The sequence below is a fragment of the Cyanobium sp. PCC 7001 genome, from assembly GCF_000155635.1.
Lineage (GTDB): Bacteria > Cyanobacteriota > Cyanobacteriia > PCC-6307 > Cyanobiaceae > NIES-981.
On sequence record NZ_DS990556.1, the window covers coordinates 2223276 to 2246714 of the forward strand.

At 70.7% G+C, this 23439-nt stretch carries 24 protein-coding genes; 10 read left to right on the plus strand and 14 right to left on the minus strand.

Annotation, left to right across the window (positions count from 1 at the left end; translation table 11 throughout):
- The first annotated feature begins 80 nt into the window (after positions 1-80).
- Entirely contained in the window at positions 81-1895 is a 1815-nt protein-coding gene (gene argS / locus CPCC7001_RS10890) for an arginine--tRNA ligase (RefSeq protein ID WP_006910967.1), read from the plus strand.
- Positions 1896-1935: 40 nt separating this feature from the next.
- On the opposite strand, the gene CPCC7001_RS10895 is transcribed toward argS, so the two are convergent.
- The 5 genes from CPCC7001_RS10895 to CPCC7001_RS10915 all read right to left on the minus strand — a co-directional run bounded on the left by CPCC7001_RS10895 (position 1936) and on the right by CPCC7001_RS10915 (position 8448).
- Complete coding sequence (locus tag CPCC7001_RS10895; protein WP_006909579.1) at positions 1936-3045, minus strand: alanine/ornithine racemase family PLP-dependent enzyme; 1110 nt, start codon at positions 3043-3045, stop codon at positions 1936-1938.
- Positions 3042-4211, minus strand: a complete 1170-nt coding sequence (locus CPCC7001_RS10900; RefSeq protein WP_225867233.1) for a DUF1611 domain-containing protein — start codon at positions 4209-4211, stop codon at positions 3042-3044. Before CPCC7001_RS10900 ends, CPCC7001_RS10895 begins: the two co-directional genes overlap by 4 nt.
- A gap of 200 nt (positions 4212-4411) precedes the next feature.
- The gene (locus CPCC7001_RS10905) at positions 4412-6016 is read right to left on the minus strand and encodes a glutamate synthase-related protein (RefSeq protein ID WP_006911101.1); all 1605 of its coding nucleotides are present in this window, start codon (positions 6014-6016) and stop codon (positions 4412-4414) included.
- Between the two features lie 88 nt (positions 6017-6104).
- Positions 6105-7616: a DUF1254 domain-containing protein gene (locus CPCC7001_RS10910; RefSeq protein ID WP_006911780.1), complete on the minus strand. Its 1512-nt coding sequence runs from the start codon at positions 7614-7616 to the stop codon at positions 6105-6107.
- Between the two features lie 166 nt (positions 7617-7782).
- Positions 7783-8448 carry a GGDEF domain-containing protein gene (locus tag CPCC7001_RS10915; protein ID WP_083782631.1) on the minus strand — a complete coding sequence of 222 codons (666 nt, stop codon included), beginning with the start codon at positions 8446-8448 and terminating at the stop codon, positions 7783-7785.
- 376 nt (positions 8449-8824) lie between these two features.
- Here CPCC7001_RS10915 and CPCC7001_RS10920 point away from each other — a divergent pair, with 376 nt between their 5' ends.
- Complete coding sequence (locus CPCC7001_RS10920) at positions 8825-10027, plus strand: histidinol-phosphate transaminase (RefSeq protein WP_083782632.1); 1203 nt, start codon at positions 8825-8827, stop codon at positions 10025-10027.
- On the opposite strand, the gene CPCC7001_RS10925 is transcribed toward CPCC7001_RS10920, so the two are convergent.
- The 6 genes from CPCC7001_RS10925 to prfB form a co-directional block, all read right to left on the minus strand.
- Complete coding sequence (locus CPCC7001_RS10925) at positions 9993-10742, minus strand: MBL fold metallo-hydrolase (RefSeq protein ID WP_006910416.1); 750 nt, start codon at positions 10740-10742, stop codon at positions 9993-9995. The two genes, CPCC7001_RS10920 and CPCC7001_RS10925, sit on opposite strands and share 35 nt — an antisense overlap.
- Positions 10743-10840: 98 nt before the next feature.
- The gene (locus CPCC7001_RS10930) at positions 10841-11434 is read right to left on the minus strand and encodes an aminodeoxychorismate/anthranilate synthase component II (protein ID WP_006911644.1); all 594 of its coding nucleotides are present in this window, start codon (positions 11432-11434) and stop codon (positions 10841-10843) included.
- Between the two features lie 2 nt (positions 11435-11436).
- Positions 11437-11883, minus strand: a complete 447-nt coding sequence (locus CPCC7001_RS10935) for a diacylglycerol kinase family protein (protein ID WP_006910636.1) — start codon at positions 11881-11883, stop codon at positions 11437-11439.
- A 56-nt stretch (positions 11884-11939) separates the two neighbouring features.
- The gene (gene ybeY / locus CPCC7001_RS10940; RefSeq protein ID WP_006911584.1) at positions 11940-12524 is read right to left on the minus strand and encodes an rRNA maturation RNase YbeY; all 585 of its coding nucleotides are present in this window, start codon (positions 12522-12524) and stop codon (positions 11940-11942) included.
- A gap of 6 nt (positions 12525-12530) precedes the next feature.
- Positions 12531-12722, minus strand: a complete 192-nt coding sequence (locus tag CPCC7001_RS10945) for a DUF3285 domain-containing protein (protein WP_006911750.1) — start codon at positions 12720-12722, stop codon at positions 12531-12533.
- A protein-coding gene (gene prfB / locus CPCC7001_RS10950) for a peptide chain release factor 2 (RefSeq protein WP_156796758.1) occupies positions 12715-13849 on the minus strand; the annotation gives its coding sequence in 2 pieces (ribosomal slippage) (positions 12715-13773 and positions 13775-13849; 1134 coding nt in all). The genes CPCC7001_RS10945 and prfB overlap by 8 nt, the downstream gene beginning before the upstream one ends.
- Positions 13850-13960: 111 nt before the next feature.
- On the opposite strand from prfB, the gene grxC reads away from it, so the two are divergent.
- The 3 genes from grxC to CPCC7001_RS10965 are packed head-to-tail and all read left to right on the plus strand — an operon-like array spanning position 13961 to position 16000.
- Entirely contained in the window at positions 13961-14221 is a 261-nt protein-coding gene (gene grxC, locus CPCC7001_RS10955; RefSeq protein WP_006910302.1) for a glutaredoxin 3, read from the plus strand.
- 2 nt (positions 14222-14223) lie between these two features.
- Positions 14224-15249, plus strand: a complete 1026-nt coding sequence (gene gshB, locus CPCC7001_RS10960) for a glutathione synthase (protein ID WP_006909325.1) — start codon at positions 14224-14226, stop codon at positions 15247-15249.
- A gap of 55 nt (positions 15250-15304) precedes the next feature.
- Positions 15305-16000, plus strand: a complete 696-nt coding sequence (locus tag CPCC7001_RS10965; RefSeq protein WP_006910489.1) for a Coq4 family protein — start codon at positions 15305-15307, stop codon at positions 15998-16000.
- Between the two features lie 27 nt (positions 16001-16027).
- Here CPCC7001_RS10965 and CPCC7001_RS10970 read toward each other — a convergent pair whose 3' ends face one another.
- Positions 16028-17782 (minus strand): cyclic nucleotide-binding and patatin-like phospholipase domain-containing protein, encoded by a 1755-nt coding sequence (locus CPCC7001_RS10970; protein WP_006909228.1) that lies wholly within the window; start codon positions 17780-17782, stop codon positions 16028-16030.
- A 33-nt stretch (positions 17783-17815) separates the two neighbouring features.
- Positions 17816-19210, minus strand: a complete 1395-nt coding sequence (locus tag CPCC7001_RS10975; RefSeq protein ID WP_006909655.1) for an isochorismate synthase MenF — start codon at positions 19208-19210, stop codon at positions 17816-17818.
- Between the two features lie 75 nt (positions 19211-19285).
- Here CPCC7001_RS10975 and menA point away from each other — a divergent pair, with 75 nt between their 5' ends.
- Genes menA through CPCC7001_RS11000 form a run of 5 tightly spaced genes read left to right on the plus strand, consistent with a single transcriptional unit; the run spans position 19286 to position 22988 of the window.
- Positions 19286-20254: a 2-carboxy-1,4-naphthoquinone phytyltransferase gene (gene menA, locus CPCC7001_RS10980; RefSeq protein WP_006909483.1), complete on the plus strand. Its 969-nt coding sequence runs from the start codon at positions 19286-19288 to the stop codon at positions 20252-20254.
- Positions 20245-21267 (plus strand): o-succinylbenzoate synthase, encoded by a 1023-nt coding sequence (locus CPCC7001_RS10985; RefSeq protein WP_006909935.1) that lies wholly within the window; start codon positions 20245-20247, stop codon positions 21265-21267. Before menA ends, CPCC7001_RS10985 begins: the two co-directional genes overlap by 10 nt.
- Positions 21249-22523: an AMP-binding protein gene (locus CPCC7001_RS10990; RefSeq protein ID WP_156796759.1), complete on the plus strand. Its 1275-nt coding sequence runs from the start codon at positions 21249-21251 to the stop codon at positions 22521-22523. The genes CPCC7001_RS10985 and CPCC7001_RS10990 overlap by 19 nt, the downstream gene beginning before the upstream one ends.
- Positions 22507-22785: a TM2 domain-containing protein gene (locus tag CPCC7001_RS10995; protein ID WP_006911440.1), complete on the plus strand. Its 279-nt coding sequence runs from the start codon at positions 22507-22509 to the stop codon at positions 22783-22785. The genes CPCC7001_RS10990 and CPCC7001_RS10995 overlap by 17 nt, the downstream gene beginning before the upstream one ends.
- Complete coding sequence (locus CPCC7001_RS11000; protein ID WP_043368987.1) at positions 22785-22988, plus strand: hypothetical protein; 204 nt, start codon at positions 22785-22787, stop codon at positions 22986-22988. Before CPCC7001_RS10995 ends, CPCC7001_RS11000 begins: the two co-directional genes overlap by 1 nt.
- Here the strand turns inward: CPCC7001_RS11000 and CPCC7001_RS11005 are convergent.
- A complete protein-coding gene (locus CPCC7001_RS11005) occupies positions 22939-23391 on the minus strand; it encodes a thioesterase family protein (protein WP_006911252.1) in 453 nt (150 codons plus the stop codon). The genes CPCC7001_RS11000 and CPCC7001_RS11005 overlap by 50 nt on opposite strands.
- Positions 23392-23439 lie beyond the last annotated feature (48 nt).

Here is a 23439-nt window from a genome sequence, read left to right on the forward strand (position 1 = left end):
GTGTGCAACCCCCTGGAGAGATGATCAGGGGCCCCCTCCCGCCGTGCGCGGGAGCTCCGCCGCCCTGCCCGACGCCCTCCATGCTCCGGATCGCCCAAGCCCTTGAAGCCCAGCTCGCGGCGGCCATGGAGCGGGCGTTCCCCGAGGCCGCCGCCGAGGCCGGGGCGGTGGGCCGGAGGCTCGACCCCCAGCTGGCCCCGGCCAGCAAGCCCGAGTTCGGCGACTTCCAGGCCAACGGTGCCCTGCCCCTGGCCAAGCCCCTGAAGCAACCGCCCCGGGCGATCGCCACCGCGATCGTGGAGCAGCTCAAGGCCGATCCAACCTTTGCCGAACTCTGCGGCGAGCCCCAGATCGCCGGGCCCGGCTTCATCAACCTCACCCTGCGGCCCGAGCGGCTGGCGGCGGAGGTGGCCGAGCGCCTCGCTGATCCGCGCCTGGGGGTGCCCAGCGCTGCGGGGCCCGGCGGTGAGGAGCCGGCGCCGGTGGTGGTGGATTTCTCCAGCCCCAACATCGCCAAGGAGATGCACGTGGGGCACCTGCGCTCCACCATCATCGGCGACGCGCTGGCGCGGGTGCTGGAGTTCCGCGGCCACCCGGTGCTGCGGCTGAACCATGTGGGCGACTGGGGCACCCAGTTCGGCATGCTGATCACCCACCTCAAGCAGGTGGCGCCCGAGGCCCTCACCACAGCTGATGCGGTGGATCTGGGCGATCTGGTGGCCTTCTACCGCCAGGCCAAGGCCCGCTTCGATGCCGACGAGGCCTTCCAGGCCACCTCCCGCGAGGAGGTGGTGAAGCTGCAGGGGGGCGATCCGGTGTCGCTGAAGGCCTGGGGGCTGCTGTGCGACCAGAGCCGGCGCGAATTCCAGAAGATCTACGACCGGCTCGACATCCGCCTCAGCGAGCGGGGCGAATCCTTCTACAACCCCTATCTGGAGGCGGTGGTGGCCGATCTGGAGGCCGCCGGCCTGCTGGTCACCGACGCCGGCGCCCGCTGCGTGTTCCTCGAGGGGGTGAGCGGCAAGGACGGCCAGCCGCTGCCGGTGATCGTGCAGAAGAGCGATGGCGGCTTCAACTACGCCACCACCGACCTGGCGGCGATCCGCTACCGCTTTGCACCGCCGCCACAGGGGGATGGGGCCCGCCGCGTGATCTACGTGACCGACGCCGGCCAGGCCAGCCATTTCGCCGGGGTGTTCCAGGTGGCCCGCCGGGCCGGCTGGGTGCCGACGGGGGCGCGGCTGGAGCATGTGCCCTTCGGGCTGGTGCAGGGCGAGGACGGCAAGAAGCTCAAGACACGCGCCGGCGACACGGTGCGGCTGCGCGATCTGCTCGATGAGGCGGTGGAGCGGGCCGAGGCGGATCTGCGTCGCCGCCTGCAGGAGGAGGAGCGCACGGAAGACGAGGCGTTCATTGAGCACGTGGCCACCACGGTGGGCCTGGCGGCGGTGAAATACGCCGACCTCAGCCAGAACCGGATCACCAACTACCAGTTCAGCTTCGATCGAATGCTGGCGCTGCAGGGCAACACGGCCCCCTACCTGCTCTACGCCGTGGTGCGGATCGCCGGCATCGCCCGCAAGGGGGGTGATCTCGAGGGTGCGGTGGAGGCCTCCTCCCTGCGGTTCAGCGAACCCCAGGAATGGGCCCTGGCGCGGGAACTGCTCAAGTTCGATGCCGTGGTGGCTGAAGTGGAGGAGGAGCTGCTGCCGAACCGGCTGTGCAGCTACCTGTTCGAACTCAGCCAGGTGTTCAACCGCTTCTACGACCAGGTGCCGGTGCTCAAGGCCGAGCCTGAAGTCCGCGCCGCTCGCCTGGCCCTCTGCCGCCTCACGGCCGACACCCTGCGGCTGGGGCTGGGATTGCTGGGAATTCCCACGCTCGAGCGGATGTGATCCAGCCGACGATCGCATCCGATCGGGTTGGATGGAGCCCTCAACCTGGAGCGTCCTGATGGTGGGGGGCTGTGGCCTCCCGGAGACAACGGCGCTCCACGAACGGGCTCGTCATCGCCCGCAGCAGGGCGCTGTAGCTGGGGCCGAAACCCACCTCCTCCCCCACGGTCAGTGGGTGGAGGGATTCGAGCACCAGATGGTCGCTGCTGGCTCCCACGATCGCCACACCGGGTGGGGGCTCCAGCCCGGCCGGGTCGCTGTCCTGCACCCCCAGGGCCAGCAGGCCCCGCTGCCGCGGGTCCCGGTCGTGGCAGGGGAGGCCTGCTGGCCCTCCTGGGGCCATGAAGCTGGTGAGGCCCCGGCTGCCCCAGGCCAGGCCGGGCTTGGTCTTCACCTCGATCACTTCCCCCACCAGGCGGAAGGCGTTGGTGTGCAGGCCCGGGATGGCGCTGCGGCCGAGGGGTTCCCGCCCCAGCAGCAGGGCCTCGCCCAGCCGCAGGTGGTTGATCCGGCCGGGCGCACCTCCCTGGGCCAGCCAGGGGAGATTGGCGGAATTCCCCCCGGAAATCAGCTGCAGACGGGTGCTGAGGCGTGCTTCCAGGGTCTCCGCCAGCTCGGAGAGTTCCGCCATATTTGCGGCATCGGGAGCGACACCATGCTGGCAGCCCAGGTTGCTGCCGATCCCCACCAGCTGCAGGGACGGCAGGGCCAGGGTGAGCTGGGCGATCCGCTCCAGATCCCCGGGCAGGATGCCCTCCCGCAGATCCCCCAGCTCCACCATCAGAAGCACCCCGTGGCGGCGCCCCTGCTTCCGGGCTGCCACCGCCAGGGCTTCGAGCACCCGGGGTTCGGTGTTGCAACTGATGGCCGCATGGGCCACCACCCGAGCCACCTGGCTGAGCATCGGCGTGCGGATCATCAGCAGGGGGGCCTGCAGGCCCCCCCGGGCCAGGGCTTCCGCCGTGTCGAGGCGCGATTCGCCGATCGAGCCCAGCCCGGCCGCCAGCCAGGTGCGCACGATCTCCGGCATTCCCAGCACGGCCTTGCTCACGCCTGTCACCGCGATGCCCTGGCGGGCCAGGCGCCTCACCAGGGTGCGGGCGTTGTGATGGAGGTGGCTGAGGTTGATCTCCAGGCGCGGGGCGCTCACGCCGGCAGGGCCGCTGTCGCTCCCAGTTCCGGAAAGGCCCGCAGCACCATGTGCACCAGACGCTCGGCCGGGCAGGCCAGGGCATCGGTGACCGGGATGTGCAGATCGGCCTCGTAGAGCGCGCATGCGGCGGGGATCTCAGCCAGGTCCATGCCCTCGTGGTTGAGGGTCATGCCGATCACCCGGGTGGGGGCAAAGGCCTCGATCAGCGCGATCTCGCTCTGGGGCGAGGGCATGGCCACCTGGGGGAAGTCACAGCGCCGGCGCCGCTTCGGCGCATGCTGCAGGATCACGGCCTGGGGCTCACTGCCGCGCAGGATGAAGGTCGAGGAGAGGTAGGCCGGGTGGCTGAGGGCACCCTGGCCTTCGATCACGATCACCTGGGGCTGCTCGCAGGCCTCGGCCAGCATCACTGCGGCCTCCACCTCCCCGGAGCAGAACTGGGAGGGGATGGCGTCGAGGGGCAGTCCGTAGCGGCCGCCCTGGATCATCCCGGTCTGGCCGGTGGACACGAGTACCGCGTGGATGCCGTGGTCGTTGAGGGCCTGCACCAGCAGGGTGGCGGTGGTGCGTTTGCCGATGGCCCCATCGGTGCCGAGCACGGCGATGCGCCGGCTGGTGGCGCTGGCGATCGCGCCGCTGAACAGCCGCAGATCCTTCAGGGCCGGCGGGCGGCGCACGTCCTGGATGGTCGTGTGATGCCGTGCGGCAGTGGCGGCGAACTCCGGATCGTCCTTCAGGAATTGCCGCATGCCGCTCACCAGACTCAGGCCCGCGCGCAGGGCGGCCAGCAGCATGGCCCGGTCGCTGGGGCTGTAGAGGCCATCGGCGGGGGCCATCCCGTAGATCAGGGTGTGGGGTGGGGGGCCGCTCAGGGCCAGCGCCGCGGCCAGATCGGCCACCACGGGGATGCCGTTGGCAACCCCCTCGAGCAGCTGCCCGGCATCGCCACCGGCGCAGTCGGCGTCGATCACGGCCGTGATGCGGTAGCGATCGCTGTGGCGGATCAGCCCATGGGCCGTTTTGCCATCGGGCAGGCAGAACTGGCCCTGGCAGTAGATCACAGCTGAGCGGCGGGACGCAGCCGGGTGGACAGCGAGGGAGCGCGGCTGCACGGAGGCTTCGCGCACCAGCGGCAGACCCACCCCCTTCCAGGGAGACGGCACGTGTTGAGGTTCCTGACTGAAGACTCAGGGAGACGACCGCATGGTCTGCCGGTCTCCAGAACCGTGCAGGGATACCAGTGGTCCCGCCAAGCGGGTGTAAGGACGGATACTAAGTGGGTTTCCTGGGTGCTGGGTCCTGGACTCCCGGGGCGCGAGCCGGGTGGAGCAGCTGCCCCTCCGTGATCAGCGCGGTGACGGCCTCAGGGCTCCGTCGCCGCCGCTCCGCTCCAGGCGATGCCGGCCAGCTCCGCCAGCGGCCGCTGCCAGCTGGCCAGGTCGGTGCGGCACAAGCGGTTCAGGTGGTCGTGACCGCAGGCCCTGGCCATCACCTGCATCAGCGCCACCGTGGCCCGGAAGAAGCGCTCCAGGCGCTGGGCGGCAGGCTCCACCTGCAGGCGCTGGCGCAGCTCGGGGTCCTGGGTGGCCACCCCCGTGGGGCAGCGGTTGGTGTGGCAGATCCGGGAGCCCACGCAGCCGATCGCCTGGATGGCGGCATTGGCCAGGGCGATCCCGTCGGCCCCCAGCGCCAGGGCCTTGACGCAGTCGGCCGGTGTGCGCAGGCCGCCCGTGATGATCAGGGTCACCTCGCCGCTGGCGCCGCGGCGGTCGAGATGGGCCCGGGCCCGGGCCAGGGCGGGAATGGTGGGCACTGAGATGTGGTCCCGCAGCAGCTGCGGGGCTCCGCCGGTGCCGCCGCCACGGCCGTCGAGGATCACGTAGTCGGCTCCGGCCTCGAGGGCGAAATCGAGATCCGGCTCGATGTGCTGGGCGCTCAGCTTGAAGCCCACGGGGATACCGCCGCTGAGCTCCCGCACCCGATCGCCGAAACGGCGGAACTCGGCCGGGGTGTGCAGCTGCTCGAAGCTGGCCGGAGAGCAGGAGGGCTCGCCTTCGGGGATGCCGCGGACGCGGGCGATGCTCTCGGAGACCTTGGCGCCGGGTAGGTGGCCGCCCGTGCCGGTCTTGGCCGCCTGGCCGGCCTTGAAGTGAAAGGCCTGCACCTGGCTCAGGAGCTCCTCGCGGTAGCCGAACATCGCCGGCGCCAGTTCATAGAGGTAGCGGTGGTTGGCGGCCTGCTCCGCAGGCAGCATGCCCCCCTCGCCGGAACAGATGCCGGTGCCGGCCTGCTCCGCGCCCCTGGCCAGCGCCCGTTTCGCCTCCTCGGAGAGAGCTCCGAAGCTCATGTCCGACACCAGCAGGGGGATCTCCAGCCGCAGCGGGCGCTGGGCCCGGGGGCCAATCACCAGCTCCGTGCCCACAGGGTCGTCGTCGGCCAGGGGCTGCCGCGCCAGCTGGGCCGTGAGGATCTGGATGTCATCCCAGCAGGGCAGCTGGGAGCGCGGCACCCCCATCGACACCACCGGACCCAGGGGGCCCACCCGCTCGAGGCCGTTCTGGGCCAGCTCGTGGATCAGCCCGAGAGTGGGCTCTTCCTGGGTCCCGTCAGAAATCTCCTCGTCATCACTGCCTTCCTCACTGCCTTCCTCACCGGCGTCATCACCGGCGTCATCACCGGCGTCATCACCGGCCTCGTGGATGTCAAAGCTGGTGCCCACCCGGTCGGCGGGCACACGGGCATGGGTGCCGTCGCAGTAGGGGGGCTTGGCGGTCTGCTTGCAGCGGCAGAGCAGGGCTTTGCCGCTCTTCTCGGCTTTGAAGGAGAGGGGGGTGATGCCGCTGCCCTCGTGGGATCCGTCGCAGAACGGCTGATCGGAGGAGCGCCCGCAGGCGCAGTAGACGTACTCCTTGCCCTCCTCCAGGCTGACGGCAATGGGCGTGCTGGCGGCAACCGTCGGTGCTGTCATGGGAAGCTCGGCGTGGGGTCCGGGGCCCGAAGGGCTCAGAACCAGTGTGGGCCTCCTTCCCCCTTGGCTGCCTGAAGGCCTTGCCGCCTCAGGGCACCTGCATCAGGCCCGGCGGCTTCCAGGAGCCTGCGCCGGGGGGCAGGATCGACGGTGGCTCCGTCCGCGGCCAGTACAGCCGCATCACCAGATAGATGGGACCGTCGGGCGCGGGCAGCCAGTTGGCTTCCTTGTCCTGGCCGGGCGAATCCCTCTGGATGTAGAGCGTCAGGGACCCATCGCTGTTCCTGTTCATCGACGGCAGCATCGGGGAGTTGATCAGGTAGCGGTTGATCGGGTTCTTGATCAGGAGCTGGGTCTTGCCGTCGTACATCGTCACCGACCAGAAGGCGTTCACCGGCGGCAGCTGGTCCTTCGCGAAGGTCAGCGTGTAGTTGTGTTGGCTGCCGTCGAGCAGATCCCCGTTGGCCAGCGTCCTGGTGAGGGGATACATGGCTTCGATGGCATCGTTGCCGTAGATGCCGCCCTTGGCGGCCGCGGCGCGCTTGAGCCAGTCACCGTTGTAGAAGGCACGGTCGCCGAAGAGGGAGCCCACCGTCCAGCCGTTGATGTCCTTCTGCCCGCTCTCCAGGTATTGGTCGACTTTGCTTTCTCCTCGCTTCATCGCCAACAGGATGGCGGCCTTGTGCTCGGTTGGTAGATCCTTGACGTTGAACGTCTTGCCAGGGCCGATGCCGATGCTGGCGAGCCTGGTGCGGATCGATTCTTCCTCAGGGCCGGCCGGCGCGAATTGCAGCGAGAAATCCAGGTAGTCAAAGAAGTTGGTCTTCACCAGGTCTTTGGTGACTGTCGGAAACGCGATGGCCGGAGCCTCTGGCGGGGGTGGTTGGTTGAGGTAGGACGAAAGCGGTTGAACCTTGTAGCCCGCCTGCACCTTCACCACGTTGGGCATATCTTCGGGATCGAAGAGCTGGGTGCGGTACGCGGCCAGCGAGAACTCCGTGGTCGAGCGGAACACCTTCTCGATTCCCGGCGGCGTCGTGCCCTCCCAGCTCGGGCCCACCACCATGTAGTCGCCGGCGCCATTGCCAGTGGCGCGGCTGCCGATGTAGCCATAGTTGAAGGTATTGCCGTCGATCAGCTGCACGGAGTAGTAACGCGTCTTCTCCACCGCTGGCACCGAGAGCACGATCGGCTCCGCGCGCAGGTCCATCCACGCCAGCGAGTAGGGGGTGTCGCTGTTGGGAGTGATGACCGCCGTGTCCTTGTCGGTGAAGACGCGGGCCTCGTTGTGAATCTGATTGAACGGTGCCTTGAACTGGCCGGAGTTCCTGTCCACCGCATACTCGACCATCACGGCGTAGTTCATCACGATCGGCAGGCCGTAGATGAATCCCTCTTCGGCAATCGCCTGGAGATCGGCGATGCTGGGTGCCTTCACAGCCATCCCTGGGGCAGATGTTGGGGTGAGGGCGAGGTTGGGCTGGGCCCAGCTGGCAGGTGCGGCCAAGCTGATCGCACTGGAGAGAGCTCCTGGCAGAAGGGTCCATAGTGCACGCTTGAGCCGGGCACGCTGGAACAGGATCCGGTCCCGGCTTTCCATGTCTGCGTCCGTTCAGGTTGATCACGACGCTAGAGGGGCTGTCATATCCAGCCGCACAGGCGTAGCCTTTCGTCGCTCACCGACCCTTTGCTCTTGCTCCAAAGCATCAAGCAAGGCATCAACAGCCCCGCTTGATGCCAGCTGCGCCGCCAACCTGCACTCCCCCTCACCGCTTGGCTCGTTTGCCGCGGTCCATGGCGCTATCGGCTTCATGCAGCATGTCCACAACAGACGAATGCTTGAGCGGCTCGCAGGACACGAGCCCGTAGGAGAACGCAATCGAATAGGGCAGCGAGAGGGCAGCACAGCGGTGCTGGAGGCCATCGGTGAACCGTGAACCCCGGGTGGTCACCACCACGTCGGAATCGGCGTTAGTGAGCAGGGCGACAAACGCATCACCACCAAGCCGTGCGAACAAGTCTGAGCTGAGAAAGGAATCTCTCATCTGCTCTGAAAAGAGCGTCAACACACCATCGCCTTCGGCATGGCCATGCGGGTCGTTGATCGGCTTGAACGTGTCCAGATCGAAGAACACCAGAGTGGCGGGGACCAGCTGACGTCTATGCAGCTCGAGGCTGTACTTGCTGAACGCCAGGAATCCCCGGCGATTCGAGATACGTGTCAGTTGATCAGACACGGCCCGTTGCACGGCAATGATGTCGCGCTCCACCATGCCTGCCAGATCGGAGAGCATGGCAGGATTATTGTCGCCGATGCTTGACGTCACCGGATGTCGGCCCGAACGGCCCTGGCCCTTTCCGGGTTGGTGACTGCTTTCATGAAGCTTTCTGGCCTCATTGGCGATCTGCAGGTCTACTTCGCTTGGGCTCATTCACTCGCGGTATCGAGCATTTGCGGCATCAATGATTCAGGGCATCGATCATTCAGTGCATCGATCCGTCGGTGGGAGTGATGATGTCATCTCGGAAGGCTCCTGAGAATGAACGGGGCGCAGAGTCACAGCACGGTGGATGTGGCGAATCTGGATGGCGCCTGTCTGATGCCGGTTCCTCTCCATCCCATGGTCAGGGTCAGCACCCTCCATGGCTGCTTCCGCGGTCCGTCGTGCTCAGGCCCTCCCGACGATCCCGTTCCGCTTCTCCAGCACCCGCTCCCCTTCCCCCGGAGATGGGCGAGTGCGTCGACTCATCCTCACAGGGATCCGCCGAGCGCCATGCCTTGCTTCCAGGGGGCTGTGCGGACGGAGGATGGTGGCTTCTCCGGTGCGTCACCGACCCCGTGACCCAGTTGGCCCCGTGACCCAGCCGCCGTTCCCCCAGGCCCGCCCGGAGGTGGAGAGCCTGCAGGCCTACAGCGCGCCGCTGGAGGGGCGCCGCGGCCTGCTGCGGCTCGACTTCAACGAGAACACCGTGGGCCCCAGCCCCCGCGTGGTGGAGGCCATCCGCCGCATTCCGGCCGATCACTACGCCATCTATCCGGAATACGACGGGCTGCGTGAAGCCGTGGTGGCCAACCTCGGCGCCGTCGCCCCGGGCCTGGCCCGGCCTCTGGAGCCGGCCCAGATCGGCCTGTTCAACGGTGTGGACGCCGCCATCCATGCCCTGTTCCACGCCTACGGCGACCGGGGTGACGTGCTGCTCACCACCAGTCCCACCTTCGGCTACTACAACCCCTGTGCCCGCATGCAGGGCATGGTGATCGAGGCCATCCCCTACGACCTGCCGGGCTTCGCTTTCCCGCTGGCGGCGATCCGGCAGGCCCTGCAGGCGCCGGAGCCGCCCCGGCTGCTCCTGATCTGCAACCCCAACAACCCCACCGGCACCCGCCTGCCGCCGGAGCGGATCCTGGAGCTGGCCGCCGCGGCCCCCGCCACGCTGGTGGTGGTGGATGAGCTCTACGAAGCCTTCACCGGGGACAGCGTGTTGCCCACCGCCGACTTCGCCGCCACTCCCAACCTGCTGGTGCTGCGCTCCCTGGCCAAGACGGCCGGCCTGGCCGGGCTGCGCATCGGCTTCGCCATCGGGTCGGCCGACGTGGTGGACCGGATCAGCCGCGTGACCGGTCCCTACGACATCAACAGCTTTGCCGTGACCGCCGCCCTGGCGGCCCTCAACGACCAGGCCTACGTGGACGGCTATGTGGCCGAGGTGCTGCGGGCCCGGTCCTGGCTGCTGGAGCAGCTGCAGCAGGCCGGGGTGCGCCACCACGCTGCCGGAGGCAACTACCTGCTGCTCTGGCCCGAGCGCCCGGTTGAGGAGGTGGAGCGGCGCCTGCGCGAGGTGGGCATCCTGGTGCGCTCCATGGCGGGCAAGCCGCTGATCGAGGGCTCGCTGCGGGTGAGTCTCGGCACCACGGCGCAGATGCAGCAGTTCTGGAGCGCCTACGCGGCAATCGAGGGCCCCGGCGCCGGCACCCTCAGCGCATCACCTGGATCACCGGCCCTTCGCTGAGGGTGCCCGGCAGGGAGAGGTTCCGGCCTGATCGCTTCACCGGTGTGCCTCCCAGGGCCTGCAGGAAGGGCTCCACACCGCCCTGATCGCAATCCTTTGGGGCGGTGCCGGTGGTGTACTGCACTGGGATCACCACCCGGGGCTGCAGTTCGCGCACGATCTCAGCGGCTTCGCTGCCGTCGTACACCTTGGCGCCGCCGCCCACGCCGAGGATCAGCACGTCCGGCCGGCCCAGCAGCACCTTGTCGGAGGGGCTCAGCCGTGCCGCCGTGCCGCCCAGGTGGGCGAAGCTCAGGCCGCCCTGCTCCCAGCGCCACAGCGTGGACTGGCCGAAGCGCCGGCCCCCCACCCGGTCGTGGGGGCCGGCGATGCCCTCGATCTTGAGGCCGCCCACCCGGTAGGAGCCGGGATCCACCAGGAACTTGCCGCTGGCCACCGGCGCCCCTTCATCCAGCAGGCGGCTGCTGGCCAGGATCACCGTGGCCCCCACGCGGGGCTCGGCCAGTCCGGCGGCGCAGCCCACGGCCTTGAACGGGTTCACCAGCACGCTGGCGCCGCCCCCGCGGATCATCAGGGCGCTGTGGCCGTAGCTGGTGATGCTCACCCCGCTGCCGGCCAGTGCCGCGGCGGGCTGCAGCAGCATCCCGGCTCCGATCCCCAGCCCGGCCCCCAGGGCCAGGGCGCCGCCGGGGCGGCGGAAGGTGGGGGTTGCCATGGCTGGGAGCCTGCCGGGTGGCGCGAAGCTAGCAGCGCTGTTCGGGCGGGCCTGCCGCCAGGGTTCAGCCTGCGGCCTGGCTCAGCTGCCAGCCGGCCTCAGCCCGCCGCCTCGCGCAGGAAATTGGCGAGCAGGGCGTGGCCGTTCTGGGTGAGCACGCTCTCCGGGTGGAACTGCACCCCCTGCAGATGGGGATAGGCGCGATGGCGCAGGCCCATGATCGTGCCGTCCTCCAGCCAGGCGGTGATCTCCAGGCAGTCGGGCAGCGACTCCCGTTCGGCGATCAGGCTGTGGTAGCGGGTGGCGGTGAGGGGATTGGGCAGCCCGGCAAACACGCCGGCCCCCTCATGCAGCACCGGCGAGGTCTTGCCGTGCATCAGCTCCTTGGCCCGCACCACGCGCCCGCCGTAGACCTGGGCGATCGACTGGTGCCCCAGGCACACCCCCAGGGTGGGCACGGTGGGGCTCAGGTGCTTCAGCACCTCCAGGCACACGCCCGATTGATCCGGATCGCCCGGCCCCGGCGAGATCAGGATCGCGGCCGGGGCCAGGGCCTGGATCTCCTCCAGGTTGAGGGCGTCGTTGCGCTCCACCCGCAGCTCGGCCGCCAGGGGATGGTCCACGGCCAGCTCTCCCAGGTACTGCACCAGGTTGAAGGTGAAGCTGTCGTAGTTGTCGAGAACGAGAAGCATGCTCAGAAGCCGAGCCGGCCGAGCAGCGGCGGCACCAGCAGCAGGCCGGCGATGAGCAGCGACGCCAGGGCGGCCACCAGCACCGCGGCGGCGGCGCAGTCCTTGGCCACCCGGGCCAGGGGATGGAACTGGCGGCCGATCGCCAGATCCACCACCGCTTCGGTGGCGGTGTTGAGCAGCTCCAGCACCAGCACGGCCGCCACCGTGAGCACCAGCAGGGCCATCCGGTCGGCGCTGAGCTGCAGCCACAGGCCCAGGGCGAACACCACGGCGCCCGTGCTCACGTGGATGCGGAAGTTGCGCTGGCTGCGCAGCCCGTAGACCAGGCCCTGGGCGGCGTAGCGGAAGCTCGAGGGCAGATCGCCCGCCACCCGCCAGGCACCGATGCGTTTCTGCGGCTGGCGCTGTTGCGGCTGCCGCCGCGCCGGGAGCGGTGGAGGTGCCTCCATCAACCGGGGACGGGGCTCGGGGCGGGGGAGGGGGCTGGTCATGGCTTAGGCGCACCTTACCGCCGTTGTCCGCCCTGCCCAGGGGTGAGCAGCGCGTCCTGCCGGGCCAGCATCGTCGCCAGGCTGGCCTCGTCGGGGTGATCCCAGCCCAGCAGATGCAGCAGGCCGTGGCTGGCCAGGAACCGCAGTTCCTCCTCGAGGCTGTGGCCATGCTCCGGCGCCTGGCGGAGGGCAGTGTCCACCGAGATCACGATGTCCCCCAGCTCCAGGGGCTCCTCCTCCAGCTCGTCCTCCAGCCCAGCCGAGGCGGGCCCAGGAGCCAGAGGGGGCAGGCCGTCGAGGTCGTCGTCCTGGGCGGCGAAGGCCAGCACATCGGTGGGGCCGGGTTTCTCGCGCCACTCCTGGTTCAGGGCGGCGATGCCGGCATCGTCCACCAGGCTGAGGCTCAGGCTGTAGGCCCGGGCCTGGAGCCGCGGCGGCAGTTCGGGCCGCAGCTGGGTCAGCCAGCCCTGCAGCTCCTGCTGCCAGGCATTGGCAGACAGGCCCGTCGCCAGCCCCGGGGCGGCCTCGAAGGCCAGATCCAGCGCCACCGCGGGGACCTCCGCGCTGTCCGCCGTGGGCACCTGCTCCTGGCCGGCCATGGGAGATCAGCCTCCGGGCAGCTGGGGCCGGCCGAGCCAGGCGATCAGCACCAGAAAGGCCAGCAGCCCCACGGCCGTGAGGCCGAAATGCACCAGGCTCTGGCGGCCCTTGCGCACCATGTTGCGCATGGCCAGCTTCACGAAGCTGGGGTTCTCCTCCCGGGGTGCGGTCGGGGTCTCGGTGGTGGGGTCAGCCATCAGCGCCATCCTCGCCGCTGCCCACCTCCACCCCCGCATGCAGCAGGCTCTGGATGAAGGGATCGAGGTCGCCGTCCATCACCCCCTGCACGTCGGTGGTTTCGTGCTGGGTGCGCAGGTCCTTCACCAACTGGTACGGGTGGAACACGTAGTTGCGGATCTGGTTGCCCCAGGCCGCTTCCACGATGTCGCCGCGGATGTCGGCGATCTCGGCGGCCCGCTGCTCCTGGGCGATCACCAGCAGCTTGGCCATCAGCAGGGCCATCGCCTTCTCCTTGTTCTGGAGCTGGGAGCGCTCCTGGGTGCAGCGCACAAACAGGCCGGTGGGGATGTGCAGGATGCGCACGGCCGTCTCCACCTTGTTCACGTTCTGGCCGCCGGCGCCGCCGGACCGGGAGGTGGTGATCTCCAGATCCTTGTCGGGGATGTCGAGCTTCACCTCCTCCTCGATCTTGGGCATCACCTCCACCCCCGCGAAGCTGGTCTGGCGCTTGTCGTTGGCGTTGAAGGGCGAGATACGCACCAGCCGGTGGGTGCCCTTCTCGTTGCGCAGGTAGCCGTAGGCGTAGCGGCCCTCGATCTCGATCGTGGCGCTCTTGATGCCGGCCTCCTCCCCCTCGCTCAGCTCGTCCACGCTCACCGTCATGCCGTGGTCCTCCGCCCAGCGGGTGTACATGCGCAGCAGCATCTGGGCCCAGTCCTGGGCGTCGGTGCCGCCGGCGCCGGCGTTGATGGTGAGCACGGCCCCTTCCTTGTCGTAGGGCCCGCTCAACAGCCGCTCCAGCTCCCAGCGGTCCAGATCGCCGCGCAGGCTGGTGAGGCCCGCGTTGGCCTCCTCCAGCAGATCGCCGTCGGGCTCCAGCTCGTGCAGCTCCAGGGTGGCTTCGGCGTCGCTCACCGCGGCTTTCCAGCGCTCCAGCTGCTCCAGTTGGGCCTTCACGTCGTCCAGCTGGCGCATCTGTTTCTGCGCCGCCTGCTGGTCGTCCCAGAAGTCCGGCTGGGAGGCGAGCTGCTCGAGGTCCTGCTGCCGTGCTTTCAGAGCGGGAACGTCAAAGACAGTCCTGGGCATGGCCCAGGCGGTCAGTGAGCTCGGAGAGGTCGCGCTTGAAGTCGGTGAGGTCGAGCACCGGCGGTGTGGAAACGTCGCCTCGACCGTACTCAATGGCGACGGGCGCAGTGGGGCCCCAGTAGCGGCGAAGCCCGCTTTTAGGATCCCTCCAGCCGTGCCGCGTGCCCCGATGGCCCCCAACGTCGAGATCTACACCTGGCGGGCCTGCCCCTTCTGCATCCGCGCCAAGGCCCTGCTCGACCGCAAGGGTGTGGCCTACACCGAGTACGCCATCGACGGCGATGAGCGGGCGCGCAGTGCCATGGCCGAGCTCAGTGGTGGCCGCCGCAGCGTGCCCCAGACCTTCATCAACGGCGAGCACGTGGGCGGCTGCGACGACCTCCATGCGCTCGAGCGCAGCGGTCAGCTCGACGCCCTGCTGGCTGCCTGACCGTGGTGACGTCGTCGGCGTTCTCCGCCCCGGATCCGGTGACCGGGACGGGGGCCCAGTTGTTCGTGATCGATCCGATCACCCGTCTGAAGCCCGCCAAGGACTCCACCGTGGCCCTGATGCAGGCGGCCCAGCGGGCCGGCCGGCCCGTGTGGGTGGCCACCCCCGCGGATCTGGCGGCGCGGCAGGCTGACGCCGGCCAGGGCCATGCCGCCTGGGTGCGGGCCCAGCCGCTGGAGCTGGCGGCGATCCGCCCGGAGCCCGAGGGCTGGGTGGTGCCCGAGCCCTGGTGCCGTCTGGGTGAGTCGCGGCAGCTGCCTCTCACCGCCTTCGCCCATGTGTGGATGCGCAAGGACCCCCCCGTGGACGAGGCCTACCTCTATGCCACCCACCTGCTCGATCTGGCCGAGCGTCAGGGGGTGGTGGTGATCAACCGGCCGGCGGCGCTACGGGCCTGGAACGAGAAGCTCAGTTCCCTGCGCTGGAGCCACCTGATGGCGCCCACCCTGGTGGCCAGCCGGGTGGAGGATCTGGCCGCCTTCACGGCCGAGCACGCCGAGGTGGTGCTCAAGCCCCTGGGCGGGCGCGCCGGCCAGGGGGTGGTGTTCGCCTCGGCGGCCAGCCCCGGCCTGCGGGCCCTGCTGGAGCTGGTCACGGTGCAGGAGCAGCTGCCCGTGATGGTGCAGGCGTTCCTGCCCGGGGTGAAGGCCGGCGACAAGCGCATCCTGCTGGTGGATGGCGAGCCGCTGGGGGCCGTGAACCGGGTGCCGAGCGGTGGCGAGTTCCGCAGCAACCTGGCGGTGGGTGGAGCGCCCCAGGCCACCGACCTCACCGAGCAGGAGCGCCGCATCTGCGCCGAACTCGCCCCCGCCCTGCGCGCCGAAGGCCTGTTCTTCGTGGGCATCGATGTGATCGATGGCCGGCTGAGCGAGATCAACGTGACCAGCCCCACCGGCATCCGTGAAGTGGAGCGGCTCGGCGGCCTGCCCCTGGCGGATCTCACCCTGGAAAAACTGCCCCGCCGTTGATACGTTAGCCGCCGCAGCCTGGCCGACGTCCTGAGCCCCGCCAGGCCGCGCTGCGATGGCCGAGCATCAGAACCGTCGTCACCAGATCAACTACCTCCGCACCCTCAGCGGTGTGGTGGGGATGATCCGCAACCCCGAGGGCACCGAGTCGGTGTTCGACATCGAGGACGGGCTGCGCCGCTCCGGCGCCATGGACAGTTTCGAGGCCCGGGTGGCGGGCCTGCCCGGCGTACGGGAGCTGATGGAGGAGCGCTACCTGGCCCAGCCCCTCGATGTGGACATGCTCGCCGCCATGCCGGCCGGCAGCCTGGGCCACGCCCTGGCCCGCCACCTGATCGACCACGGCTTCGATCCCGACTACTACCGCAAGGTGGAGGTGAAGAGCGACCTGGACTGGATCCTGATGCGCATGCGTCAGAGCCACGACATCTGGCACGTGGTGACGGGCATCGGCACCGACCGGGTGGGCGAGATCGCCCTCAAGGCCTTCGAACTGGCCCAGACCTGGCGGCCGATGGCCGCCGTGATCACCTGTGGCGGCCTGCTGCGCTACCTGCTCAAGGATCCGGAGCAGATGGGCGCGGTGCTGGGGGGCATCGGCCATGGCTACCAGCTCGGCTACAAGGCCCAGCCCCTGCTGGCCCAGCGCTGGGAAGAGCACTGGAGCCGTCCGCTGGAGGAGTGGCGCCGGATGGTGGGGCTTCCTGAGCAGCCCATTCCCGAGCAGCCCGGTACACCGGCCGTGGCCTGAGTACCCTTCCGCCCAGTTCCGCCCGCTTCAGCGTCGCTGCGGCCAGCCTTCCTTCAGGCGGGCGTGGACCGTGGCATAGCCCTGGTCATAGATCTCCCGGTAGCGCTTCCAGTCGAGAAACGGAAAGCTGCCGATGTCGGGGCGCAGGATCAGATCGGCCAGCCGCTCCTGGGCCTGGGTGGCGGCGTGGGAGCCGCACATCATGGCGTCGATGATCGTGCGCCCCAGCGACGGTGGCGTGCGGGGTGCGCCGGCGTCCGCGGCACTGCCCCCGGAGGCGGCCGGGGCGGCGTCGGGGTCGGGATCGAGGGAGATGGCCACCACCCGCCCGTCACTGGCCCGGCGGGCCGCCGCCACCGGCAGGTTGTTGAGAATGCCCCCATCCACGTGCAGATGGCCCCGGGCATCCGCCACGGGGGGGAAGATCCCCGGCACCGACATGCTGGCGATCACGGCGTCGGGAATCGTGCCGGTGCTCCAGGTTTCCAGCTGGTTGGTGGTGAGGTTGGTGGAGAAGCAGCGCAGCGGCAGCCAGCTGTCCTGAATCCGGGCAGTGCCGAAGAAGCGCTCCAGCTCGATTCGGGAGTTGCGCAGGGTGAACAGCGATCCCCGGGGCAGGGTGAAGGAGTAGGGCCGGGCCTTGATGATCACCCGTTCCAGGTTGTCGAAGATCTCGGCCGCCGGCAGCTCGAAGGAGGCGAGGGACGCCACCAGCGAGCCGATGCTCACCCCCATCACCATGTCGAAATCGCGCAGGCCCAGCTCCTCCAGGGCCGCCAGGGCGCCGATGTGGGCGAACCCCCTGGCGCCGCCGCCCCCGAGCACCAGCACGTTCTGCCGCCGCAGCGTGGCCCTGGCCAACCGCTCGAGGTGGGCGGGCCGGCCGGGCTGCAGGTTGAGCACCTGGGCGAAGGCCTGGCTGGTGGCCCAGTCGTGGGAGCGGGGCTGCTGCTGCTCGAGGGGCCAGAGCCGCACCAGCAGGGCTTCGCCGTCGGCGGCCTCGGGCAGGCTGATCCGGCTCGCTGCGCCGTCGCAGAGGATCAGCAGCCGGTCGATCAGCAGCCGGTTGCGGCGGCTCACGGCCCTGGGGTCCCGGTTCACGATCAGCTGGGGCCGGCCCGTGCGGGTGGCCTCGATCAGCTGGGCGTGGAGCCGGGCCTCCGGATCGTTCTCTCCATCCACGCGGCCGTCCGTGTCGTCGGGCTTCAGGCCGTCGAGCTCCAGGTCCGGCAGGATTCCCAGCTGCCCGCACAGCTGCCGCAGCCGGGCCGGCAGCTGACCCAGCGCTTCCGCCGTCAGCGCCGAACCCGGGCTGGCGAGGTGGAGCACGATCGTCTCCAGCGGCATGCTGCCGGGATTGCGGCCGATCGAGGCCGCCTCCGCCAGCGCAGCGATGAACCGGCTCTGCAGACAGGGCTGGCATTGGAGCAGCTGATCCAGCTGGCTCCGGTCGAACTCCAGGTAGTCCACGGCCGTGAGGGCCAGGGCCGTGGCGGAGCGGGGTTCACCGCTCAGGGGGCCGTATTCCCCCACCAGCTCGCCCGCCACCACCTTGCGGAAGAAGCTGCCGGGCTGGCCCGCGTCGCCGGTGTGGAGGCCCAGCACCCCCTGGAGCACGAGATAGGCATGGGCACCGAGGTCACCCCGGCGGAACAGTTCGGCTCCCTCCTCGATCCGGCCGCGGCGGGGTGCCAGGGCCGTGATCTGGCCTGGATCGAGGCCCGCGAGCAGGCCGGACCCCGAAAGGGCACTGCCCAACAGCGCCGTGAGCTCCGTCGTCATCGTGATCCTGGGGTCTCGGAGATCCTGGGGTGTTCAGAGCGGCAGGCCTGCCACTGCCGGGGGGGGCTGGGGCAGGTTGAGCTGCTGTTGGAGCACGCCCAGTTTGAGCGCCACCTCCTGCAGTTCCCGGTCCACGGCCGAGCCTGGCACCAGGCCCGCCCCGGCGGTGAGCTCCAGCTGGCGCCCCTCCACCGTGCCGCTGCGGATCGCCACCCGCAGATCCAGATCGCCGGCACTGTCGATCCAGCCGATCGGGGCGGCGTAGTGGCCGCGCTCGAAGGGCTCGAGGCTGCGCAGCCATGCCATCGCCTCGCGCCGCGGCAGGCCGGCCACGGCCGGGGTGGGGTGGAGGGCGCCGGCGATCGCCAGGGGAGGCTGAGCCCCCAGGCGGGCGCTGATCGGGCTGTGCAGATGCACCAGCTGGCCGTGGCGGGCGAGGCGCGGATGGCGGGGGCGATGGGGTGTCAGGCCGCAGCGGGTGAGCACGGCGGTGATGGTGTCCACCACAAGCTCATGTTCCAGCCGGTCCTTGGTGGACTGCAGCAGGGCCGCGGCGCGCCCATCGGCCGGGGCGGTGCCGGCCAGGGCATCGCTGCGCAGCTGCCCCTGGCGCACGGTGAGCAGCCGCTCCGGGGAGGCGGCGATCAGGGCCGATCCCACGCTGCGCTGCCACATCAGGCGGCAGCTGCCGCTCTGGTGCCGCCGCAGCGGTGCCAGCAGGTCGAGGGGATCCGGGGTGGTGCTCAGGCTGAGCTGCTGGCGCACCGCCAGCACCAGCTTCTGCAGGGCGTCGCCCTCCACCAGCTCCAGGGCCCGGGCGGCCGCCAGGCGGTAGTGCTCCTGCCAGGGGGAGCGCAGGGCCACGGCGATCCGGTCCGCCCGCGGCGGCTCCGTCGCGCAGCGCTCCAGGTGGCGGGCCGTCTCCCAGAGCTCCTCCGCCAGGCTGCGGGCGGTCACGTCACCGCCGAGGGGACGCTGCAGCCGCAGCCAGCAGCGATGGCCATGGCGGCTCAGCTGCCAGCGGGGCAGAACCGCCTGCACCCCGGGAATGGCCGCCGTGGAGCTCTCCAGCGGGGCGTCGAAGAAGGCGAAGGCCAGCAGCACCCGCGGCCGCGCCAGGGGCGGGCAGGCATCGGGCTGACCCGCAAGCCGGCTGAGGCTGGCACTGGCGAAGCGCTGGGCCAGCTCGAACCGCCGGGGGCCGCTCAGCTCCAGGCTGTTGGTGCGGCCGCTGGCGGCGATGCAGAGCCCCGGGGCTCCGTCCCAGAGGAAGCGGAAGCTCTCTCCCCCCTCCAGCTGGGGGAGCAGGGCCATCGGGTCGCGCGGCGCCATCGGCACCGCCAGGCTGAGCACACCCTCCTCGTCCGCCAGCCGGGCGCCCTCGCTGGCCAGGGCCAGCAGATCGGTGAAGGAATCGGGTGCCAGCAACGGCTGGGGCCTGAAGGCGCCGCGAAGAGCTGCTCAAATGTATGGGTCCCGCCGCGGTTGCCGCCTTCGGTCCCCATGCCTGAGCCCGAGGTCGTCGCAAGCCGTTACGCCGATGCCACGCCCGCTGCGGCACCAGGGCCGGCGGGCCGCCGTGATCTCTGGAAGGCTGCCCTCAAATGGCCGATGTACGCGGTGGCGGTGATGCCCGTGCTGCTGGCCGCCGGCTGGCGCTGGGGGCGCGGTGAGGCCGTGCGGCTCGATCAGCTGCTGCTCTTCCTCGGGGCGGCCGTGCTGTTGCTGGCCTGGGAGAACCTGGCCAATGACGTCTTCGACGCGGATACCGGCGTGGACACCCGCGGCAAGCCCCATTCGGTGGTGAACCTCACCGGCCGGCGCGACCGGGTGGCGCTCCTGGCCAACGGGGCCCTGGCGCTGGGGCTGCTGCTGATGGCCCTGGTGGCCTGGCGCAGCACGCCGCTGGTGCTCGGGCTGGTGCTGGGCTGCTGCGGCCTGGGCTACCTCTACCAGGGGCCGCCGTTCCGCCTGGGCTACCGCGGCCTGGGCGAGCCCCTGTGCTGGCTGGCCTTCGGGCCCCTGGCCACCGCCGCCGGACTGCTGGCCCTGGCCCCGCCCACCGACGCCGCCATTCCCTGGCGCTCGGCCCTTGCCCTCGGCAGCGGCCCGGCCCTGGCCACCACCCTGGTGCTGTTCTGCTCCCATTTCCACCAGGTGGAGGAGGATGCGGCCTACGGCAAGCGTTCGCCGGTGGTGCAGCTGGGCCCCCGCACCGCCGCCGCCCTGGTGCCCTGGTTCGTGGCCTCCAGCCTGGCCCTGCAGTGGGCGCCGGTGCTGGCGGGAGTCTGGCCCCTCACCGCCCTGCTCGGCGCCGTCGGCCTTGCTCCAGCCCGGGCGCTGATCGCCCTGCTGCAGCAGCATCACCATGCGCCCGAGCGGATCGTGGGCAGCAAGTTCCTGGCGCTGCGCTTCCAGACCTTCAACGGCCTGGGTCTGGCGCTGGGTCTGGCCCTGGGGCGGTGGTTCTGACGGTGGTGGTGCGCCCGCCCGCCACGACCGCCCAGGGGGACACCCCGCTCCAGCTGCAGTGGAGGCCGTTTCGTGCCGTGCTGCCGCGACCGCTGCGCACGGCCCGCGGCACGATCGAGGCGAAACAGGGATGGCTGCTGCGCCTGGAAGCAGAGAGCGACGGCGTCGGCTGGGGGGAGGCCGCCCCCCTGCTGGAGGGTTCACCCGCTCTCGAGGCGGCGATCGCCGACCTCCCTGCCCGGCTGACGCGCCGGGAGCTGGAGGAACGCCTGCGACACGGCTTCGGCTACGGCACCGCATCCCGCTGCCTGGCCTTCGCGCTCGGAGCCGCCCTGGCGGAACTGGAGGGCCTGCCCCTGGAGCGCTGGCGCACGGCCCCGCCCGGGGCCGTGCTGCTGCCGGCCGGCGAAGCCGCCCTGGCCGCCCTGGAGGGGGTCATGGCCACGGCCGGCCTCCCTCATCCCACGGTGTTCAAGTGGAAGGTGGCCACCCACGACGACGCCCTGGAGCGGCAGGTGCTGGAGCAGCTGCTGCAGCGGCTGCCCGCCACGGCGGGCCTTCGGCTCGATGCCAACGGCGGCTGGACCCGCGCCACCGCCTGGGGCTGGGCCGAGCGGCTGGCCACCGAACCCCGGCTCCACTGGCTGGAGCAGCCGCTGCCCCCCGCCGATCCCGACGGCCTGCTGGCCCTGGCCCGCCGCCTGCCGGTGGCGCTGGATGAATCCCTCCAGCACCATCCCGACCTCACCCGGCACTGGCCGTCCTGGCAGGTGCGGCGTCCCAGTCAGGAGGGCGACCCCCGGCCCCTGCTGACGTCCCTGGAGCGGGGAACGCCGGGACTGATGCTCAGCAGTTCGTTCGAAACGGGCATCGGCCGCCGCTGGCTGGAGCATCTGGCGGCCCTGCAGTGGGCCGGACCCACGCCGACAGCGCCTGGGATGGCGAGCCAGTGGCAGCCCACCGGGCCACTGGCCGCCGCGGATCCTGCCGAGGTGTGGCGGGCGGCGGCGTGAGGCCGGCGCCGCTGGCGGCGCTGGAGGCGGCCTGGGCCGGCGGCCGGCTGGCGGCCCTGGCGGCACCGCAGGAGCGCGAAGCGCTGGACGCGGCCCTGGGGCCCGCTGGGCTGGAGCGCCTGGCCGAGCGGTGGGGAGCGGGCGTGGTGGTGGGCAGCGGCGGCAGCAGTGGCGGTCGCCGCTGGTGCCTGCAGCCCCGCGCCCATCTCGAGGCGTCGGCCGCGGCCACGGCCGGCTGGGTGCGCGCCATCGGCCTCGATCCAGCCGCCTGCCTGCACCTCAATCCCCTGCCGGCGCACCACGTGAGTGGCCTGATGCCCTGGCTGCGGGCGCGGCAGTGGGGCGGCACCCACCGCCTGATTCCCCCCGAATGGATGCGGCAGCCCGGCGAGCTGGCTGCCCGACTGCCGCTGACCCGGCCGGGTTCCCTCCAGGCCGCGCCCGCCCTGCTCTCGTTGGTGCCCACCCAGCTGGGCCGGGTGATGGCCGATCCCGCCGGACTCGACTGGCTGCGGCGGCTCGCCGTGATCTGGGTCGGTGGTGCCCCGCTGCCCTCTGCCCTGGCCGCCCGGGCCCGTGGGGCCGGCCTGCGCCTGTCGCCCTGCTACGGCACCACCGAAACGGCGGCCATGGTGACCGCCCTGCGGCCGGAACGGTTCCTGGCCGGCGTGGAGGGGTGCGGCCCGGCTTTGCCCGGGGTGGAGCTGAGGCTGGCGCCGGGCTCCGGGGCCCTGGAGGTGCGCTGCGGTCGCCTGAGTCCGGGCGTGGTGCGAGATGGGGCGCTGCGGCCGCTGCCGGGGCTGAATCAGGGCTGGTGGGGCAGTGGCGACGGGGGCAGCCTCGGCGCCGAGGGCCTGCGGGTGCTGGGCCGGATCGATGGGGCCCTCCACAGCGGCGGGGAAACCGTGTTTCCCGAGCAGATCGAAGCGAGGATCCGCGAGCTGGCGGCCGAACGCGACTGGCCGCTTCAGGAGGTGCTGCTGCTCGGCAGGCCTCATCCCGACTGGGGAGAACGGCTGGTGGCCCTGGTGCGCCCGGCTCCGGGGGGCGATGCGGCGGCCCTGTGCCGCCAGCTGGCCTCGGTGGCGGGGTCCTGGGTACCGGCGGAGCGGCCCGCCCGGTGGTTGTGCTGCCCGGGCCTGGAGCCAACTCCCTTGGGGAAATGGGAACGGGGGCGTTGGCAGCGGTGGCTCCGATCGCTAGAAGCAGGGGATCACCCGAACGATGGCACTGCCGCCGATGTCCACCCTGAGTGAGAGCGAACTGAGCAACAAGAAGCTGGCGGCGGGCCTCACCGGCATCTTCCTGGGCGCCTTCGGCGTGCACAAATTCATCCTCGGCTACACCAAGGCCGGCGTGATCATGCTGGTGGTGTCCCTGGCCGGGGGCGTGGTGACCTGTGGCCTGGCCAGCTTCGTGATCGGGGTGATCGGGCTGATCGAGGGGATCCTCTACCTCACCAAGACCAACGAGGAATTCCAGGCCACCTACATCGATGCGGAGAAGGACTGGTTCTGATGCGGCCTCCCCGCCGGTTCACCCTCCTGCCCCTGCTGGGGGGCGCCACCCTCAGCGCCGGAGCCTTCGCGGCCATCCCCCAGGACGGGGGACTGCCCCTGCTGGCGGTGCTGGCCAGCCTGCTGCCGCTGCAGCTGGCTGCTGTCTACTGGGCTACAACGTCTGCACCCCGCCCAGGCTCGAGGCCTCCAGCCAGCGGTTGAGCGGCTCAGGCAGTGCGCAGCGCTGTCGGCTGGCCGCTGCGATCGCCACATGGCGGGTGAGTCCCTCCGCCGCCGGTTGGTCGTCACACACGAAGGCGTAGCGCACCTCGAAGCTGCTGCTGTCCAGGCGGCGCGGAGCGAGCCGGATGGCCAGGGGGTCGCCGCACACCAGGGGGCGCCGGAAATCGGCCTGGCAGTGCACGATGGGCAGGGCCACGGCAAGCGGATGCCCCGGCGTGGGGAACACCTGGGCGGCGCTGATGCCGTAACGCTCCAGGCTCTCCTCGTACGCCTCGTGGCACCATCGCAGCAGCCGCGGCGCATGCAGCACGCCGGCGGCGTCGGTGTCACCGAAGCGCACCCGGCGGCAGAGCAGCAACCAGCTGGAGGGATCCGGAACCATGGCAGGCACGCAGGCAGGTAGGAAGGCAGACAGGGAGTGGGGCAGTGG

Excerpts from the sequence above, each read along its gene's own strand:
- CPCC7001_RS10925 (WP_006910416.1), bottom strand. The coding sequence starts at position 10,742 with ATGGCAACCCCCACCTTCCGCCGCCCCGGCGGCGCCCTGGCCCTGGGG.
- CPCC7001_RS10965 (WP_006910489.1), top strand. The coding sequence starts at position 15,305 with ATGGCCGAGCATCAGAACCGTCGTCACCAGATCAACTACCTCCGCACC.
- CPCC7001_RS10995 (WP_006911440.1), top strand. The coding sequence starts at position 22,507 with ATGTCCACCCTGAGTGAGAGCGAACTGAGCAACAAGAAGCTGGCGGCG.
- grxC (WP_006910302.1), top strand. The coding sequence starts at position 13,961 with ATGGCCCCCAACGTCGAGATCTACACCTGGCGGGCCTGCCCCTTCTGC.
- ybeY (WP_006911584.1), bottom strand. The coding sequence starts at position 12,524 with ATGGCCGGCCAGGAGCAGGTGCCCACGGCGGACAGCGCGGAGGTCCCC.
- menA (WP_006909483.1), top strand. The coding sequence starts at position 19,286 with ATGCCTGAGCCCGAGGTCGTCGCAAGCCGTTACGCCGATGCCACGCCC.
- CPCC7001_RS11000 (WP_043368987.1), top strand. The coding sequence starts at position 22,785 with ATGCGGCCTCCCCGCCGGTTCACCCTCCTGCCCCTGCTGGGGGGCGCC.
- CPCC7001_RS10910 (WP_006911780.1), bottom strand. The coding sequence starts at position 7,616 with ATGGAAAGCCGGGACCGGATCCTGTTCCAGCGTGCCCGGCTCAAGCGT.
- CPCC7001_RS10935 (WP_006910636.1), bottom strand. The coding sequence starts at position 11,883 with ATGGAGGCACCTCCACCGCTCCCGGCGCGGCGGCAGCCGCAACAGCGC.
- CPCC7001_RS10915 (WP_083782631.1), bottom strand. The coding sequence starts at position 8,448 with ATGAGCCCAAGCGAAGTAGACCTGCAGATCGCCAATGAGGCCAGAAAG.
- CPCC7001_RS10905 (WP_006911101.1), bottom strand. The coding sequence starts at position 6,016 with ATGACAGCACCGACGGTTGCCGCCAGCACGCCCATTGCCGTCAGCCTG.
- CPCC7001_RS10945 (WP_006911750.1), bottom strand. The coding sequence starts at position 12,722 with ATGGCTGACCCCACCACCGAGACCCCGACCGCACCCCGGGAGGAGAAC.
- CPCC7001_RS10970 (WP_006909228.1), bottom strand. The coding sequence starts at position 17,782 with ATGACGACGGAGCTCACGGCGCTGTTGGGCAGTGCCCTTTCGGGGTCC.
- CPCC7001_RS10930 (WP_006911644.1), bottom strand. The coding sequence starts at position 11,434 with ATGCTTCTCGTTCTCGACAACTACGACAGCTTCACCTTCAACCTGGTG.
- CPCC7001_RS11005 (WP_006911252.1), bottom strand. The coding sequence starts at position 23,391 with ATGGTTCCGGATCCCTCCAGCTGGTTGCTGCTCTGCCGCCGGGTGCGC.
- CPCC7001_RS10920 (WP_083782632.1), top strand. The coding sequence starts at position 8,825 with ATGGTGGCTTCTCCGGTGCGTCACCGACCCCGTGACCCAGTTGGCCCC.
- argS (WP_006910967.1), top strand. The coding sequence starts at position 81 with ATGCTCCGGATCGCCCAAGCCCTTGAAGCCCAGCTCGCGGCGGCCATG.